Genomic DNA, 12,489 nt, shown 5'->3' with positions numbered 1-12,489 from the left:
CATTCTGAAAAAATACCTTCCAATACCCCTTTTAGATCTTCTTGGGGAGTTTTTTTTTAAGGTCTGCAACAGACTGATCACTGCGCTGAAGTACCAAGCGTTGGTGGTCGTCGATGATCCATTCCACCACTTCTCCTTGTTGAAACTCAATTGCCTGAGCCACAGCCGCAGGAAAATTGACATACCATTGTTCACTTTTGGCTCTGTTGATTCGCTGTATTTTTGTAGGATACCCCATATCTAGTCTATTAACTAGATAAAATACATCAAAAAAAAGGCCATAACTTCAGATTATGACACTTTTATTTTCAATATCTAGTAAATAGCCAAACGAAAGATTCGGGATTACAAATCCCGAACAGCCTAGGTCCGAATGAACCCTCCGAGGGATTTGGCCTGATAATGTGATGTTTTAATTGATCAAATCATGCTTTGGATTACCCAGAACCCTCGGAGGGTTTGGATCCTCTGAAACCAGCAAAAGAAACCTTCGAAGTCTGATTTCCTCTTGATAGGATTGTAAACCCGAGAAATGGGCCTCGATGAAGAAGAATCTCAAAGGTTAATGAAAAAACCGGGCAGGAGACCCACCCGGCTTTACTTTGTTTAGGAATAAATGAATTACTGAACCGTGGACAGCAACTTCTCCTGCAGCCTTTCCTCATCTACGGTGAGTTGGGAAATGCTGACTAGGATAGTTCCTGCTGTGATGGCATGCCCGGCATACGCTGCCAAAACTGCGGGCACCGAACCCGGTGCGGTGATCACTGCCGTACCTACGGCTGCGATAATCAATCCGGCTCTTTTTAGGATCCGGAAAAACTTCGGGGTAGGCGCCTGAGCTCTCTCTTTTATTTCTGTAAGTAAATTCATGGTATTGTATTCTGGTTAAACTACTCCTTGATCAAATCGGAAATCCCTCGTTTCCGCATAAGCTGCTTCTTCAGCAGAAGCAACACCCTGGATATTCGATCGATCTCCCCCCTCAAACTCTCCTGACGGGTTTTGATCTCCACGAAATCCTGCTGCATCTTCCTGAAATCCTGAAACAGGAACTTAAGAAAAAATGCAATTACTGACAGTAAAAGGGATATCACCCCTCCTACTATACTCAGGAGTACGAGTGTTCCCGACATGACTCCAAGCGATAAGGTACAGGCTGGGACACAATCTGCAACTCCACCACCTCATCCCGCTCCCAATAGGGGGTCAATTCCTCCATCAGCTTTTCAAAAGCCAAGCGGGTAAACATCGGCGTGCCGTCTGCACGATACGTTTCCACCGGACAGAGTTCATGGCTTTCCAGGACTGCCTTAGGTCCTTTTGGAAGAATAATACCAGTAGCACCGACTGCGATCATCCAGCCCTTTTCCTCGGTATGAAGGGGAACCAACTCATACACTCCCTCGTCCAGGCAAACCTGCTTTTCTCCGAAACAGGCCTTGGGAGCCTCTTGAATAAAACAGAGTTGGCGCTCTTCGAGGTAGAGCCTCCCCAGGCTTCCCCGGGGAGTATATCTACGCTTTAGCAGCAGTCTCATCAGACAGCAGTCGAGGCGCCCATGATTTTGGCGGCATTATGTGCCCCATTGTTGATGGAGTACTCTGAGCCGTTGACGATCTGGATAAACTCCACACTCACCATGAAGGCATAGTGCGTTCCTGTCAAGGCAGTCTTATCTACCGACAGTGTCTGCGCAGGACTTTCATCCAAGACGGATAATACCGACGTGGAATCAGTCACTACTGTGCGAGTACCGGATTCAAAATCCAGCCCCACCGCGGTCACAGCGATTTTGAAATGGCTAGCTCCGGAGGGAACAGCCACCATATCCTGGGGCACAAAGGCCGGTAAAGCCAAGTCCCAGGAGGATGCAGTATCCACTGCCTGCAATTCAAAGAAGAGGGTACTGCCCAAGGAGGAACCTTGATTCAGCTCCATATCCTGAAGCAGGGACCAATCTCCGTCTCTCACTTTCCGCTCCCCTCTCACATTCAGCTCATCACTTTTCAGGACTTGCATCAGGGTTTGGGTAAGACGCTGGGCCAGTCTGCGGTCTCCGATTTTGGAGATCACGGGACGGATTGCGTCGCGGAAGAGTTTGGAAGATTGGGCATTGTCCGTGAACTCCCGGATATTCTCACGGGTACGGGCAAATCTGGGATCATTGAGAATACGGCTTCGGCTGACGCCTCCCTTTTCTCTGGCCAGATAGCCATCTTTGGTCTTATAGAAGGAGAGTCTCCCGACTCTACCTGTCAAGGTTATTACACCTGTTTGTTTTGCCATAAGTCTATGGGTTTTGGTGAAACATGAACCTAAATTGAAGGCTAACAAACTAATAATCAATTGAATGGTCGTTCTCTTCGCATTTTTGACAGGAAGATTCAGAAACTTACATAAGCGTAGCTAAAAAAATCTTTAGACTTTATCGATGTGGTTTAAGCAGCCAAATGATCCTTTTGAATAAGGAATTGATTAGCATGCCTTTCCACTGCTTTACCGGTAGTTTAAAATGAAAGGTTAGGAATCATGGCTATCCCATTTTCTCTTCTTCTTTGACCCTGCAAACTACAACCTGATAGGCCTACTTATTGACGAATTACGAGAGGCAGAGTAGTTTTAGCGCTTTCTATCCTTTGGGCTAAAGCCCCCAGGCATTTTACTGCTCTAGCTAGGAATGGGCTAAAGCACCATTCCTATTCAAGGTTAAGGTTTTCCGCCAAAGAAAACTGCGACTGCCTACTTTCTCCATTCTCCAACTCTCCCATTCTCGCAATCCCTCAATCACCTATTCCCTTTTCTCCTGTTCCCTATTCCCTAACTCTCCCATTCTTAAATTCTCTATACTCTATTCCCTTTTCTCCTGTTCCCTATTCCCTAACTCTCCCTTTCTCTCACTCTCTAATTCTCTCAATCACTACTCTCTCAATCTCCACTCTCCCAATCTTAAATACTCTATTCCCTTTTCTCCTGTTCCCTATTCCCTATTCCCTGCTCCCTATTCCCTAACTCTCCCATTCTTTCAATCACTACTCTCTCAATCTCCACTCTCCCAATCACCAATTCCCTATTCCCTTTTCCCTGCTCCCTTTTCCCTGCTCCCTTTTCCCTGCTCCCTATTCCCTATTCCCTTTTCCCTTTTCCCTTTTCCCTATTCCCTATTCCCTATTCCCTATTCCCTATTCCCTATTCCCTATTCCCTATTCCCTTCTACCTGTTCCCTAACTCTCTCAATCACCCATTCCCTTCCTCCCCCATTCTCCACTCCATAAATAAAACTTCCTTGTTTAGATTTTCGAAAAAAAGTAAATTGACTTTGGATAAATCTTTTTCTGAAAATTTTAACCTCTTGAACTATGTATGAATATCGTGCAAAAATTATTTCAGTTTACGATGGAGACACCATGACAGCCATTGTAGACTTGGGATTTTATGTCAAAGTCGAACTCAAACTCCGATTGATGGGAATCGATACCCCTGAAATCAGAGGGGAAGAACGTCCGGAAGGACTGGTGGTCAGGGATTATGTAAGGGAAATGGTGCTGGATAAAGATGTCATTATCAAAACCTACAAGGACAAGCAGGAAAAATACGGACGATGGCTGGCTGAGATTTTTTTGGAAGGCCAAAACTTGAATGCACACTTGCTTGAAAAAGGAATGGCTAAGCCCTATATGGTTTAAACCCAAATATCCATTAGCCCCCTATTAGGAGGACACCCGCAGTAGTGGACAAAATTTATCGCTTTACTTCAACAGTACCGATATGGCTTAATTGATCCAAAGCACTTTCTCATTAAACAATATGGAGAAACAAAAATTTCAACAAGCAATCAATGAACAAAATTGAAATTACCTATCCTGTTTTTATATTGCTTGCATTATTATTGTTGTGTTCCTGCCAAGAAAAAACTGAGGATGAATGGATCCCGATTTTCAACGGCAAAAATCTGGATGGTTGGTCCGCAAAATTTACAGGAGAGAAGTATGGGGTAAATTACCTGAATACTTTTCAGGCCAAAGAGGGTAGGCTCATTGTCTCTTATGATAACTACGACAGTTTTGATGACAATTTTGGGCATCTTTTTTACGAGGAAAAGCTTTCTCGATTCCGCTTACGATTAGCATATCGTTTTGTCGGGGACACGGTTCCCGGAACCCCTTCATGGGGCTATAAAAACAGTGGCATCAAATTTCATACACCACATCCTGCTGAATTACCCCTTGACCAAACATTGCTGGTGGCTGTGGAAGCACAAATCCTTGGAGGAGATGGTAAAACCGAGCGCTTTACCGCCAATGTGTGCACAGCTGGAACCCATGTAGTCATGAATAAAAAATTGATTACCCAACATTGCACCAATTCCAACTATCCAGCAATTAGTGATAGCTCCTGGGTAAAAATGGAAATTGAAGTTTTGGGAAGTGAAAAAATCATTCACAAAATCAATGGGGAGGTAGTGATGGAGTACTCCCAACCCCAGTATGATGAAACGGATGAATTTGCCCGGGAACTCATGGGAAAGGGGCATCCACAAATTATCAGTGAAGGCTATATCGCACTTCAGGCAGAAGGCCACCCCATCGAATTTAAGAATATTGAGTTGATGAGGTTGGATAATTGATGAATTGATAGGAAGTTTGGTAGTCAGCTCCAAAGGAGCTATACTATTCATACTTTGACGCCGGTGGCATAGGCCCGTATGGAGTGAGGCAAAAGCCGAACGGAATGCGGGGTTTAGTGAAAGAACAGATAGCCACCTCGGCCCGTTAGTCCGACGGAAAGTAGAACGATTGTCCCGAGGAAGTCGGCAAAAATTCATTGGAACCAAATCCCAAAAAATATCGAATGATGAATGTTCAATGATGAATTTTGAAGGAAGGTAAGCGCTTAAGGCGCGACACCATTAATACCTGTGCGCCGAAGGCGTAGCCCCGTATGAAGTGAGGCGGAACGCCGAACGAAATGCGGGGTATTTGGTTTTACGACGGTCCCAGCGCTGGCCCGTGGTTTTATCGGAAACCTCGATACCCATGCCAGCAAGATGGAAACGATTATTGATGAACTGATGAAAGGTAAAAACCTGAAGACTCTTGCACCAGTTTGCCTTTAACCTTTTTGGTAGTATTTATTCGTTCTTTTGGATTGACCCAAAAGAACCAAAAGGTCAAGTCGCAGGAAAGCTTCCACCCTCAGGCCAACGCATGGCCCGCTCCTGCGACATCCCAGCGCTCTTCTTCTTCTTCCATAGCTGTAATTCGTTGTCCATCGAAAAATCTCATTATTACTCGATTTCATCCCAAATCTCCAGGGTTGGAGTAAAGAGGAATTGTTAAGGGTTCAGGATTCAAAGGAAAATGCGGGTTCGGGACTAAGCCATTTTAGACGGTTTTCCAATGCTCCAAAAACCGTAAATGCCGTAAGGCTGATCCTAAAAACTAATGTTTGGTATGACAATCGAAAAAGGCTGAAGGCCTTTAACCTTGAATAGCCCCGTATGAAGTGAAGCGGTACGCTGAACGAAATGCGGGGTATTAGATTTTACGGTGACCCCAGCGCTGGCCCGAGGGTGTATCGGAAACCACGATGTCCATGCCAGCAAGATGGAAACGATTGTTGATGAATTTTTTAATTGATGAATTGAAGGGAAGTGCGAGTTTTGAGTCAGAAGGGTAAATAGGTTTTGAATTCCTGGATCAAGATTGTTTAAGCGCTGAAAGCGCGACACCATTATTAGCCCCGTATGAAGCAGCGAAGAATGAGCTGCGAAATGCGGGGTATCGAGGTATGTCAGTGTTCCCAGCGCTGGCCCGAGGTTTTTTCGGAAACCTCGATGCCCATGCCAGCAAGATGGAGATGATTATTCTTTCTATTTCTTTTTTGTAGAAACTTAACCATCCACAGTAGCTTTTACCTCTACCTTTCTGTCACTTTTTGCGGCCAAAAAGTAACCAATCCCGATGGATCGGGATCAGCCTCAGCCTTTACTTCAAATCGCTTAAAGTTGGTTCTTAAACTTAAAATTCGCTTGCGATTTGATTTTTTGTCGCATTTACAAACCTAAAAATGGCTGGATTTCCGAGGCAAGCCTGCCTACCGGCAAAGGCAGGCTCGGAACTAAGCCATTTCATGTGTAGATATATTTTTTCATTTGCCACATGGAATCTCGCATGGTTACCCTATGTTTCGAGGTATTTCGTAATATTTCAATTTCGGTATGATTTGTTGCCTAATGGAGGCTCGATTTGCTTAACGGTTTTCCAATGCTCCAAAAAAACGTAAATGCTGTAAGGCTGATCCTAAAAACTAATGTTTGGTATGACAATCGAAAAAGGCTGAAGGCCTTAAACCTTGAATAGCCCCGTATGAAGTGAGGCGAAACGCCGAACGGAATGCGGGGTATGAAGGTATGTCGATGTTCCCAGCGCTGGCCCAAGGTTTTCTCGGAAACCACGATGTCCATGCCAGCAAGATGGAAACGATTATTTATTCTTTGCGATAATTGGAAAGCAAAACTCTTAAGAGACCTGCAAGCATCAACTTCCTTTTCTGCGGGATCTGCGGGAAAAGAGATGCCCGCTGATTTACGCAGATTTAATTCGCTGATTTCCGCTGATTTTTTATTTCCAATGATCATTATTCTACAAGAATCTGCGTCCTTTTCCGCGGGAAGCTAGATTTAATCAAAATTTTCCCTTTCTTGTCCTAGTAAAAACTAATCCAAAGCCAATAGGCAAAATTTAATGCTGTTTAGGTTCTGGAATCTTTCAGCGATCAAACTGAGATAAATATCAATTACAAATTGATAAGGATATTAGGGTGGGATTGCAAATCCCACCCAGGAACTACCAAAATTTGACTACTCCCAGTGGGGGTTCAATTGGCATCTAATATATGGAGGGTGTTTTGTTTTTTTGACGAAGGCAGATTGGTGATTTTGCTCAATGGCTTTCAAAAGAAAACCCAAAAAACGCCCACCAAGGAAATTGAAAAAGCTGCCAAACTGATGGATGAATATTATACTGAAAGAGAAGTTCAAAAAAGAAAAAAGAAACGGAAATGAATACGAAGAGCTGGAAGGAAATCAAAAATGATGTGTATGGAGTCAAAGGAACCGAACGCAGGGATGCATTGGAAAGGGATTTTGAGTCATTCAAAATTGGCTTGTTATTAAAGAAGGCAAGAGAGGACAAGAATCTAACCCAGGAGCAACTAGCGGAATTAGTAGATAAAAAGAGAACTTATATTTCAAGAGTTGAGAACAATGGAAGTAACCTGACCCTGAAAACCCTTTATGAAATTGTTGAAAAGGGATTAGGTGGGAAGGTGAAGATTTCGATTGAACTCTGAAAAAGGAAATACGTGCCATTGTCGAGTAGCCGGCCTCGCCAACCGGTAAATTGACGAGGTGCGCCTTCCCCACAGCGCTCGCGATCTCTGGATACATCCCGAGAATCTGGACCACCGTTTCCCGATTCTCGGGACATGCTTTGCCACTTACTTGGCTTCAAGATATTACTCCCGCGGATAAAGGATGCCGTCATTCGTCGGCACAGGCATTTCACCCGTTGGAGCGGTCAACCAAATGACCTATATTCACCATTCAAGGCACACACATTGTATAAGCATAATGCGGGCTGAACGGCTAAAAATGAGCGTTTTTGCTTCTAATCAACTTTGCGGTAGGCGGACAGTGAATCGCTCCGAAACCCCGCCCTACGCTTATACTTGACCGTTATGCATCAGCATTAAAAAACTTACGAACAAAAACAGTTTCCTAAAAAAGAAACTTTTATATTTGAAGTTCTAAAGGGAACTTGAATGGATAATTATAAATTCAGGGTTGAATTTTTGGAAGATGCGAAGCAATTCCTTGATGAACTTGACGAGAAGGCAAGGGAGAAAATTTTTTACAATATTTGGAAGGCCAGCATTACAAATGACAGAGAACTTTTTAAAAAACTTCAGGATGAAGTTTGGGAGTTTAGAACCAAGTTCAGTAAAACGTATTATCGGCTATTTGCTTTTTGGGATAAAACAGCCAAGGAAGATACTGTAGTGATATCAACCCATGGGCTGATAAAAAAGACAGGAAAAGTTCCAAAAGGAGAAATAGAAAAGGCGAGGAAGTTTATGGATCAATATTTTCAAGAGAAAAAAGAGAAAGGGAGGAAAAAATGAAAACGTACAGTTTAGAGGAGTTGACCGAAAAGCATATCGGAAAAAAAGGAACAAAAAAAAGGGATGAATTCGAGAACGAACTTCGTCTTGACTTATTGGGTTATGCCATTAAGCAGGCAAGGAAGGAGCGGAATTTAACTCAAGAGCAACTTGGGGAATTGGTAGGAGTAAAAAAGGCTCAAATCTCAAAAATTGAAAACAGCACCACAGATGCCAGATTTTCGACAATAATGAAGGTATTTGAAGTTTTGGGAGCAAGTGTAAAATTTAATGTTGAGCTGAACGACAAAAAATTGGCTTACTAAAAAAGAATGCCGAATGCATTATCGAGTAGCCAGCCCCGCTAGTAAACACTAGCAGGGAGAGGCTCTCACTATTTATCCCGAGAATCGGGACCACCGTATCCCGATTCTCGGGACAGGCAGTACGGGTCTCCCCGAATCAAGTTCGGGGCAGGCTGTACCTCCCCTACCTCTTGGCTCCTCGCTAAGATATCTTAGGGATCAGTTCCAGTTCGCTGGATTGCAAACTCGCCCGCCAAGATCATCGATGGCTTTTTGCTTAGTTTGAACCATCCTACACTCCTTCGACCACAAAAAAATCCAGAAATCTTAAGAAACTCCTCAAAACCACCCATTTGTCACCAAAAATACCCTGTACACGGTATTTTTTTATTCTCTATTTTTTATTTCTTTTAAAGATAAATTTTCGGTTGATCAGATATGGCCAAGAAAAATGAACAAACCTCAAAAAAAGCTGCTTCCGCTGCATCCAAAGTTTTAAGAAATCCAAAATCAACAAAAGTTGAGAAAACAGCGGCCGGATCATCATTAACTCAAGCTCCAGAGAAAAAGAAAAAATAGAATTAAATGCATCCATTTTCGCGAAGACTTGATGACAGTGACTTAATTGAACATTTCTTAGTAAAAGTATTGGAATTCAATCCAAAGAATATCGAAGAGGTTATTACTGAAATAAAAAATGGAGAATTTCAGATTAAAAGCATCCCAGACGAAGATTGTACTTTATGGAGCACGAAACATAGAAAGAGAAAATTTAAAGAAAATACTCTTCGATGGGATTTGAGATTACAAATAATTAAGGAACTCTTTGAACAAAGGCGATTAAAGAAGGATGATGAAATAGTTCTAGGAAATGGCGGGGCTTTACCAAATATTGATCTTAAATCGGAAAAGAAAGCTATAGTTCTTACTGGCCTACCCGCTTCTGGAAAGTCAAGTATCGCAAATGGATTGGCCGATAAACTCGGTGCAATAATATTGGACTCTGACTTTGCTAAACGAAAATTGCCAGAATTTGAAGATGGACCAGGCTCTGCTTCACTTGTCCATGAGGAATCTGATTTACTAATTTTTGGGTCAAATCAAATCAAAACACCTGAAGGTTTTAAACCGCTTTTTCAGTTAGCAAATGAAAGTGGGTATAATTTGGTAATACCAAAAATTGGGTATAAATTCAGTGGAGTAGTCCAATTAGGTGAGATCTTAAAATCTTTAGAATATGAAACTCACTTAATATGCGTAAATTTAGATCGCAGGAAAGCAACTATTCGTGCGATTCATCGGTTTATGGATTCTGGGAGATATGTTCCCCTAGGATTGATTTTTGACGGTTACGCAAACGATCCTCTAGGCACATATTTCCTTATCAAAGATGGAATTGATCTTGAAAAGATACCATATGAATCTTTTGGATTAATAAGTACAGATGTTGATTTTGGGGAAGATCCAAGAATCCTTCAAGCTTCATCAGATAGTCCCATTTCTAAAAATTGAAAAATGAAAAAAGGTCAAAATAAAGAAACTTCAAGAAAAGCAGAGAGAAAAAAGGCTTCAGAGAAGAAGCCGGTTATAAAAGCACACCGCAGTGTAGCTGAAGTTAAATATTCCGACGGTCTTGTTCGGATTTATAAGCGTGAGGAGGAAGATATAAATAGGTTCGCAGATTTTGCAAGAACATTGATTTCAAAGTAAGTTTAAAATAATAGAAAACAATGCATACCTCTGAACCCTTCTATATATTAGACTACTCATAAATTAGGTTTGACCTCGATCTAATGTTTTTCAAATCATCTTCGATTTTTTTTTCTGCCTATAGATTTAATTGTATTAATTTCATCTAAATGACAATTTTTGATTTTTTTTCCACTTCCACATGGACATTTATTATTTCTTCCAATAAAGGATTTCAATAAAATTCTTTCTAAAAAATGAATCGTTGTATCGATAGAGACTAAATTCAGATCTTCAATATAGTATTGTATTATTCCATCAAAATGGTGTTTATATTCCTTTCCAGCATATTCCTTCTCGGAAAGCTTGAATAGTTGATTTGCGAAATAGGGATAAACTTTCTCTCGGATAAATGAATCAATATTAATCCCTTTTCTTGACATGGCTATTAAATTATGCTCTATATCAATACAGCATGCCCCTTCTTTTGAAATATGCCAATCAATGTCTCTTGGGATTAGTTCACTTTTTTCAATGACTATTGGGACACAGTGCGGATAGCTTTGTGGTATTCCAATTATAATATGAAAGGTTTCCCAATAGTCTCCTTCTGCATCACAGATATCAAGTTCACCTTTTACTATCCAATGCTTTGATTTGGAATTCCAGAAATATGAAAGTTTAGGAAAGAATTCCTCTACCGCCACAAAGTCTTTTTCAAATTTGCTTTTTTTTGGCATCAGAAATTGAAATATGGTTTACTTTTGACTGCTATTGGAGCTAGATTGGAAATGGCCCTATTAGGGATGACAACTGTTTTGTTTTTCAATTGTAAATTCCCAAACATATCAGTCGCAATGAAATCCTGCTTTTTAAGAAACTTCTCCCACGCAAAATCATATTGTGTATAATTAAATCCCTCCTCAGGTATTCGGAAAATGTAACGATCATTTTCTTTTCTGGTTCTTGCACAAACGGTTGTGTAATACTCAGTAAGATTCGGACTTTCCTTTAGGATATTGTAACCTACTACAATCCCGTTACTAGTCGCTGATCCTTGCATTTTACTGGCAAGGCTAGTATGTAAGCTACAAGTTGTAACTTCACTGATCTCACCTATACCTGCCATTCCCCAGACTACATCTCTGTCGTAACCCAAATCGATCCCAATTCTGGTATCGATTTTTTCAATTCCCTTTTCATCAAATAATTTTTTAAGGTCCTCTTTTACGAAGTATGTGAAGACGCTTGAGAATTGCAATGCTTTATTTACTGCTGAGGAAGTACTGATGCCCTTGCCACCGAAGTAAACGAATAGTCCATCTCCCTGAAGTCGATGTACATATCCTCCGAATATCAAACAAGTATGAATAGCTGCTCTTTGGATTGTATTTGTAATACCCCAAACAGTTTGTGGCTCGTACTTTTTGAAAAGGTTGGTAGACCCTTTAATATCGACGAACATAGAAACAATGTAATGTTCTTCAAGGCTTTCTGAATGTTTCAAGTGAGAGAAATCTGGATGAAGTCCAAGCACTTGTTCAAAATTGGGAGAAAGCCCAAGTTCGTTTGCAAATTCAGCAAGACTAGGCAAGAGTCTTTTTTCAGGAACTAGTTCATTTAATGCTTTAAAATCAAAGCCTTTTTTTAAATCTCTTTCTGAATAAGAAAACTCTTCACTCAATCTGCCAGATCTTGGATCAGATGCGATGGTGTTTCTAATGGCACTTAAGTAATCATTGTAAATTTTCATGGTGGTTTATTTTAAGTTGGTTAAAATCAAAATGATAATTGGAATCAAAAGAAAGAAATGGACCGTCAAAAGCCATCCGGCCAATTTTAGTTTCTTAAATTTAGAATTTAGTCCTAATGCGAGTTGATGTACTTGACATCTGAGGTCTACAAGTTCTTCATCATCACTATGAGCATACCCCAAAAATTGGGGCAGTAAATTAAGTTAAAAATTAACCTTTAAATTTACTGTGATGACCACACGAAGAAAATTTACCTCGAAGTTCAAGACCAAGGTGGTTTTGGAACTGTTGAAAGAGCGCTCCTCACTTGCCGAGCTTGCTCAGAAGTATGAACTGGCACCCCAGCAGCTCAGCAACTGGAAACGTGAGTTTCTCAACGGCGCCGAAGAGGTCTTTGAAAAAGGCGGCAGAAACAAGAAAGATCCGGCCGATGAAGAGAAAGACCAATTGCTCAAAACCATTGGCAAGCTTAAAGTTGAGGTTGATTTTTTAAAAGACGCCTTGCGCTAGAACCTCTGGCAAAACGACGCAGCATGATACGCAAGGGTCATACCGAACTGAGTCTAAAGACTCAATGC

The 12,489-nt window shown here is 41.3% G+C and carries 17 protein-coding genes; 10 read left to right on the top strand and 7 right to left on the bottom strand.

Annotation, left to right across the window (positions count from 1 at the left end; all coding sequences use genetic code 11):
* Nucleotides 1–31 precede the first annotated feature (31 nt).
* The 5 genes from BLQ57_RS19840 to BLQ57_RS19825 all read right to left on the bottom strand — a co-directional run bounded on the left by BLQ57_RS19840 (nt 32) and on the right by BLQ57_RS19825 (nt 2,289).
* Entirely contained in the window at nt 32–238 is a 207-nt protein-coding gene (locus tag BLQ57_RS19840; protein WP_087941509.1) for a hypothetical protein, read from the bottom strand.
* Between the two features lie 383 nt (nt 239–621).
* Nucleotides 622–873, bottom strand: a complete 252-nt coding sequence (locus BLQ57_RS19835) for a hypothetical protein (RefSeq protein ID WP_087940128.1) — start codon at nt 871–873, stop codon at nt 622–624.
* 20 nt (nt 874–893) lie between these two features.
* On the bottom strand, nt 894–1,136 hold the full coding sequence (locus BLQ57_RS21025) for a hypothetical protein (RefSeq protein ID WP_139162833.1): 243 nt from the start codon (nt 1,134–1,136) through the stop codon (nt 894–896).
* Complete coding sequence (locus tag BLQ57_RS19830) at nt 1,112–1,540, bottom strand: DUF5675 family protein (RefSeq protein ID WP_087941347.1); 429 nt, start codon at nt 1,538–1,540, stop codon at nt 1,112–1,114. Before BLQ57_RS19830 ends, BLQ57_RS21025 begins: the two co-directional genes overlap by 25 nt.
* Complete coding sequence (locus tag BLQ57_RS19825; RefSeq protein WP_087941346.1) at nt 1,540–2,289, bottom strand: hypothetical protein; 750 nt, start codon at nt 2,287–2,289, stop codon at nt 1,540–1,542. The genes BLQ57_RS19830 and BLQ57_RS19825 overlap by 1 nt, the downstream gene beginning before the upstream one ends.
* A 1,070-nt stretch (nt 2,290–3,359) precedes the next feature.
* Here BLQ57_RS19825 and BLQ57_RS19815 point away from each other — a divergent pair.
* From BLQ57_RS19815 to BLQ57_RS19775, 9 genes are all read left to right on the top strand, one after another.
* A complete protein-coding gene (locus BLQ57_RS19815; RefSeq protein ID WP_087941345.1) occupies nt 3,360–3,686 on the top strand; it encodes a thermonuclease family protein in 327 nt (108 codons plus the stop codon).
* Nucleotides 3,687–3,838: 152 nt separating this feature from the next.
* The gene (locus tag BLQ57_RS19810) at nt 3,839–4,627 is read left to right on the top strand and encodes a 3-keto-disaccharide hydrolase (RefSeq protein WP_087941344.1); all 789 of its coding nucleotides are present in this window, start codon (nt 3,839–3,841) and stop codon (nt 4,625–4,627) included.
* A 2,244-nt stretch (nt 4,628–6,871) separates the two neighbouring features.
* Complete coding sequence (locus BLQ57_RS19800; RefSeq protein WP_317042244.1) at nt 6,872–7,066, top strand: type II toxin-antitoxin system RelE/ParE family toxin; 195 nt, start codon at nt 6,872–6,874, stop codon at nt 7,064–7,066.
* Nucleotides 7,063–7,353, top strand: coding sequence for a helix-turn-helix domain-containing protein (locus BLQ57_RS19795; protein WP_087941343.1), 291 nt, complete (start codon nt 7,063–7,065; stop codon nt 7,351–7,353). The genes BLQ57_RS19800 and BLQ57_RS19795 overlap by 4 nt, the downstream gene beginning before the upstream one ends.
* A 471-nt stretch (nt 7,354–7,824) precedes the next feature.
* The gene (locus tag BLQ57_RS19790; RefSeq protein WP_087941342.1) at nt 7,825–8,184 is read left to right on the top strand and encodes a type II toxin-antitoxin system RelE/ParE family toxin; all 360 of its coding nucleotides are present in this window, start codon (nt 7,825–7,827) and stop codon (nt 8,182–8,184) included.
* Complete coding sequence (locus tag BLQ57_RS19785; RefSeq protein ID WP_087941341.1) at nt 8,181–8,489, top strand: helix-turn-helix domain-containing protein; 309 nt, start codon at nt 8,181–8,183, stop codon at nt 8,487–8,489. Before BLQ57_RS19790 ends, BLQ57_RS19785 begins: the two co-directional genes overlap by 4 nt.
* 417 nt (nt 8,490–8,906) lie before the next feature.
* A complete protein-coding gene (locus BLQ57_RS21280) occupies nt 8,907–9,047 on the top strand; it encodes a hypothetical protein (RefSeq protein ID WP_169712810.1) in 141 nt (46 codons plus the stop codon).
* A gap of 6 nt (nt 9,048–9,053) precedes the next feature.
* Nucleotides 9,054–9,980 carry a zeta toxin family protein gene (locus BLQ57_RS19780; RefSeq protein ID WP_087941340.1) on the top strand — a complete coding sequence of 309 codons (927 nt, stop codon included), beginning with the start codon at nt 9,054–9,056 and terminating at the stop codon, nt 9,978–9,980.
* A 3-nt stretch (nt 9,981–9,983) separates the two neighbouring features.
* Entirely contained in the window at nt 9,984–10,178 is a 195-nt protein-coding gene (locus tag BLQ57_RS19775) for a hypothetical protein (RefSeq protein ID WP_087941339.1), read from the top strand.
* 95 nt (nt 10,179–10,273) lie between these two features.
* Here BLQ57_RS19775 and BLQ57_RS19770 read toward each other — a convergent pair whose 3' ends face one another.
* Both BLQ57_RS19770 and BLQ57_RS19765 read right to left on the bottom strand, forming a co-directional pair.
* The gene (locus tag BLQ57_RS19770) at nt 10,274–10,897 is read right to left on the bottom strand and encodes a YecA family protein (RefSeq protein WP_087941338.1); all 624 of its coding nucleotides are present in this window, start codon (nt 10,895–10,897) and stop codon (nt 10,274–10,276) included.
* Nucleotides 10,897–11,841 (bottom strand): adenylate/guanylate cyclase domain-containing protein, encoded by a 945-nt coding sequence (locus BLQ57_RS19765; RefSeq protein ID WP_169712809.1) that lies wholly within the window; start codon nt 11,839–11,841, stop codon nt 10,897–10,899. The genes BLQ57_RS19770 and BLQ57_RS19765 overlap by 1 nt, the downstream gene beginning before the upstream one ends.
* 301 nt (nt 11,842–12,142) lie before the next feature.
* Here BLQ57_RS19765 and BLQ57_RS19760 point away from each other — a divergent pair, with 301 nt between their 5' ends.
* A complete protein-coding gene (locus tag BLQ57_RS19760; protein WP_092824204.1) occupies nt 12,143–12,421 on the top strand; it encodes a transposase in 279 nt (92 codons plus the stop codon).
* Nucleotides 12,422–12,489: the final 68 nt, after the last annotated feature.

The sequence above is a fragment of the Algoriphagus faecimaris genome (genome assembly GCF_900101705.1).
Classification (GTDB): Bacteria; Bacteroidota; Bacteroidia; order Cytophagales; family Cyclobacteriaceae; genus Algoriphagus; species Algoriphagus faecimaris.
Note: the sequence above shows the minus strand (reverse complement) of the source record. Positions and strands in the feature narration are given on the sequence as shown.

Bases quoted from the DNA above. Each gene is read 5' to 3' on its own strand.
- BLQ57_RS19785 (WP_087941341.1), top strand. From the start codon at position 8,181: ATGAAAACGTACAGTTTAGAGGAGTTGACCGAAAAGCATATCGGAAAA.
- BLQ57_RS19770 (WP_087941338.1), bottom strand. From the start codon at position 10,897: ATGCCAAAAAAAAGCAAATTTGAAAAAGACTTTGTGGCGGTAGAGGAA.
- BLQ57_RS19780 (WP_087941340.1), top strand. From the start codon at position 9,054: ATGCATCCATTTTCGCGAAGACTTGATGACAGTGACTTAATTGAACAT.
- BLQ57_RS19830 (WP_087941347.1), bottom strand. From the start codon at position 1,540: ATGAGACTGCTGCTAAAGCGTAGATATACTCCCCGGGGAAGCCTGGGG.
- BLQ57_RS19790 (WP_087941342.1), top strand. From the start codon at position 7,825: ATGGATAATTATAAATTCAGGGTTGAATTTTTGGAAGATGCGAAGCAA.
- BLQ57_RS19775 (WP_087941339.1), top strand. From the start codon at position 9,984: ATGAAAAAAGGTCAAAATAAAGAAACTTCAAGAAAAGCAGAGAGAAAA.
- BLQ57_RS19810 (WP_087941344.1), top strand. From the start codon at position 3,839: ATGAACAAAATTGAAATTACCTATCCTGTTTTTATATTGCTTGCATTA.
- BLQ57_RS21025 (WP_139162833.1), bottom strand. From the start codon at position 1,136: ATGTCGGGAACACTCGTACTCCTGAGTATAGTAGGAGGGGTGATATCC.
- BLQ57_RS19760 (WP_092824204.1), top strand. From the start codon at position 12,143: ATGACCACACGAAGAAAATTTACCTCGAAGTTCAAGACCAAGGTGGTT.
- BLQ57_RS21280 (WP_169712810.1), top strand. From the start codon at position 8,907: ATGGCCAAGAAAAATGAACAAACCTCAAAAAAAGCTGCTTCCGCTGCA.
- BLQ57_RS19795 (WP_087941343.1), top strand. From the start codon at position 7,063: ATGAATACGAAGAGCTGGAAGGAAATCAAAAATGATGTGTATGGAGTC.
- BLQ57_RS19835 (WP_087940128.1), bottom strand. From the start codon at position 873: ATGAATTTACTTACAGAAATAAAAGAGAGAGCTCAGGCGCCTACCCCG.
- BLQ57_RS19825 (WP_087941346.1), bottom strand. From the start codon at position 2,289: ATGGCAAAACAAACAGGTGTAATAACCTTGACAGGTAGAGTCGGGAGA.
- BLQ57_RS19840 (WP_087941509.1), bottom strand. From the start codon at position 238: ATGGGGTATCCTACAAAAATACAGCGAATCAACAGAGCCAAAAGTGAA.
- BLQ57_RS19815 (WP_087941345.1), top strand. From the start codon at position 3,360: ATGTATGAATATCGTGCAAAAATTATTTCAGTTTACGATGGAGACACC.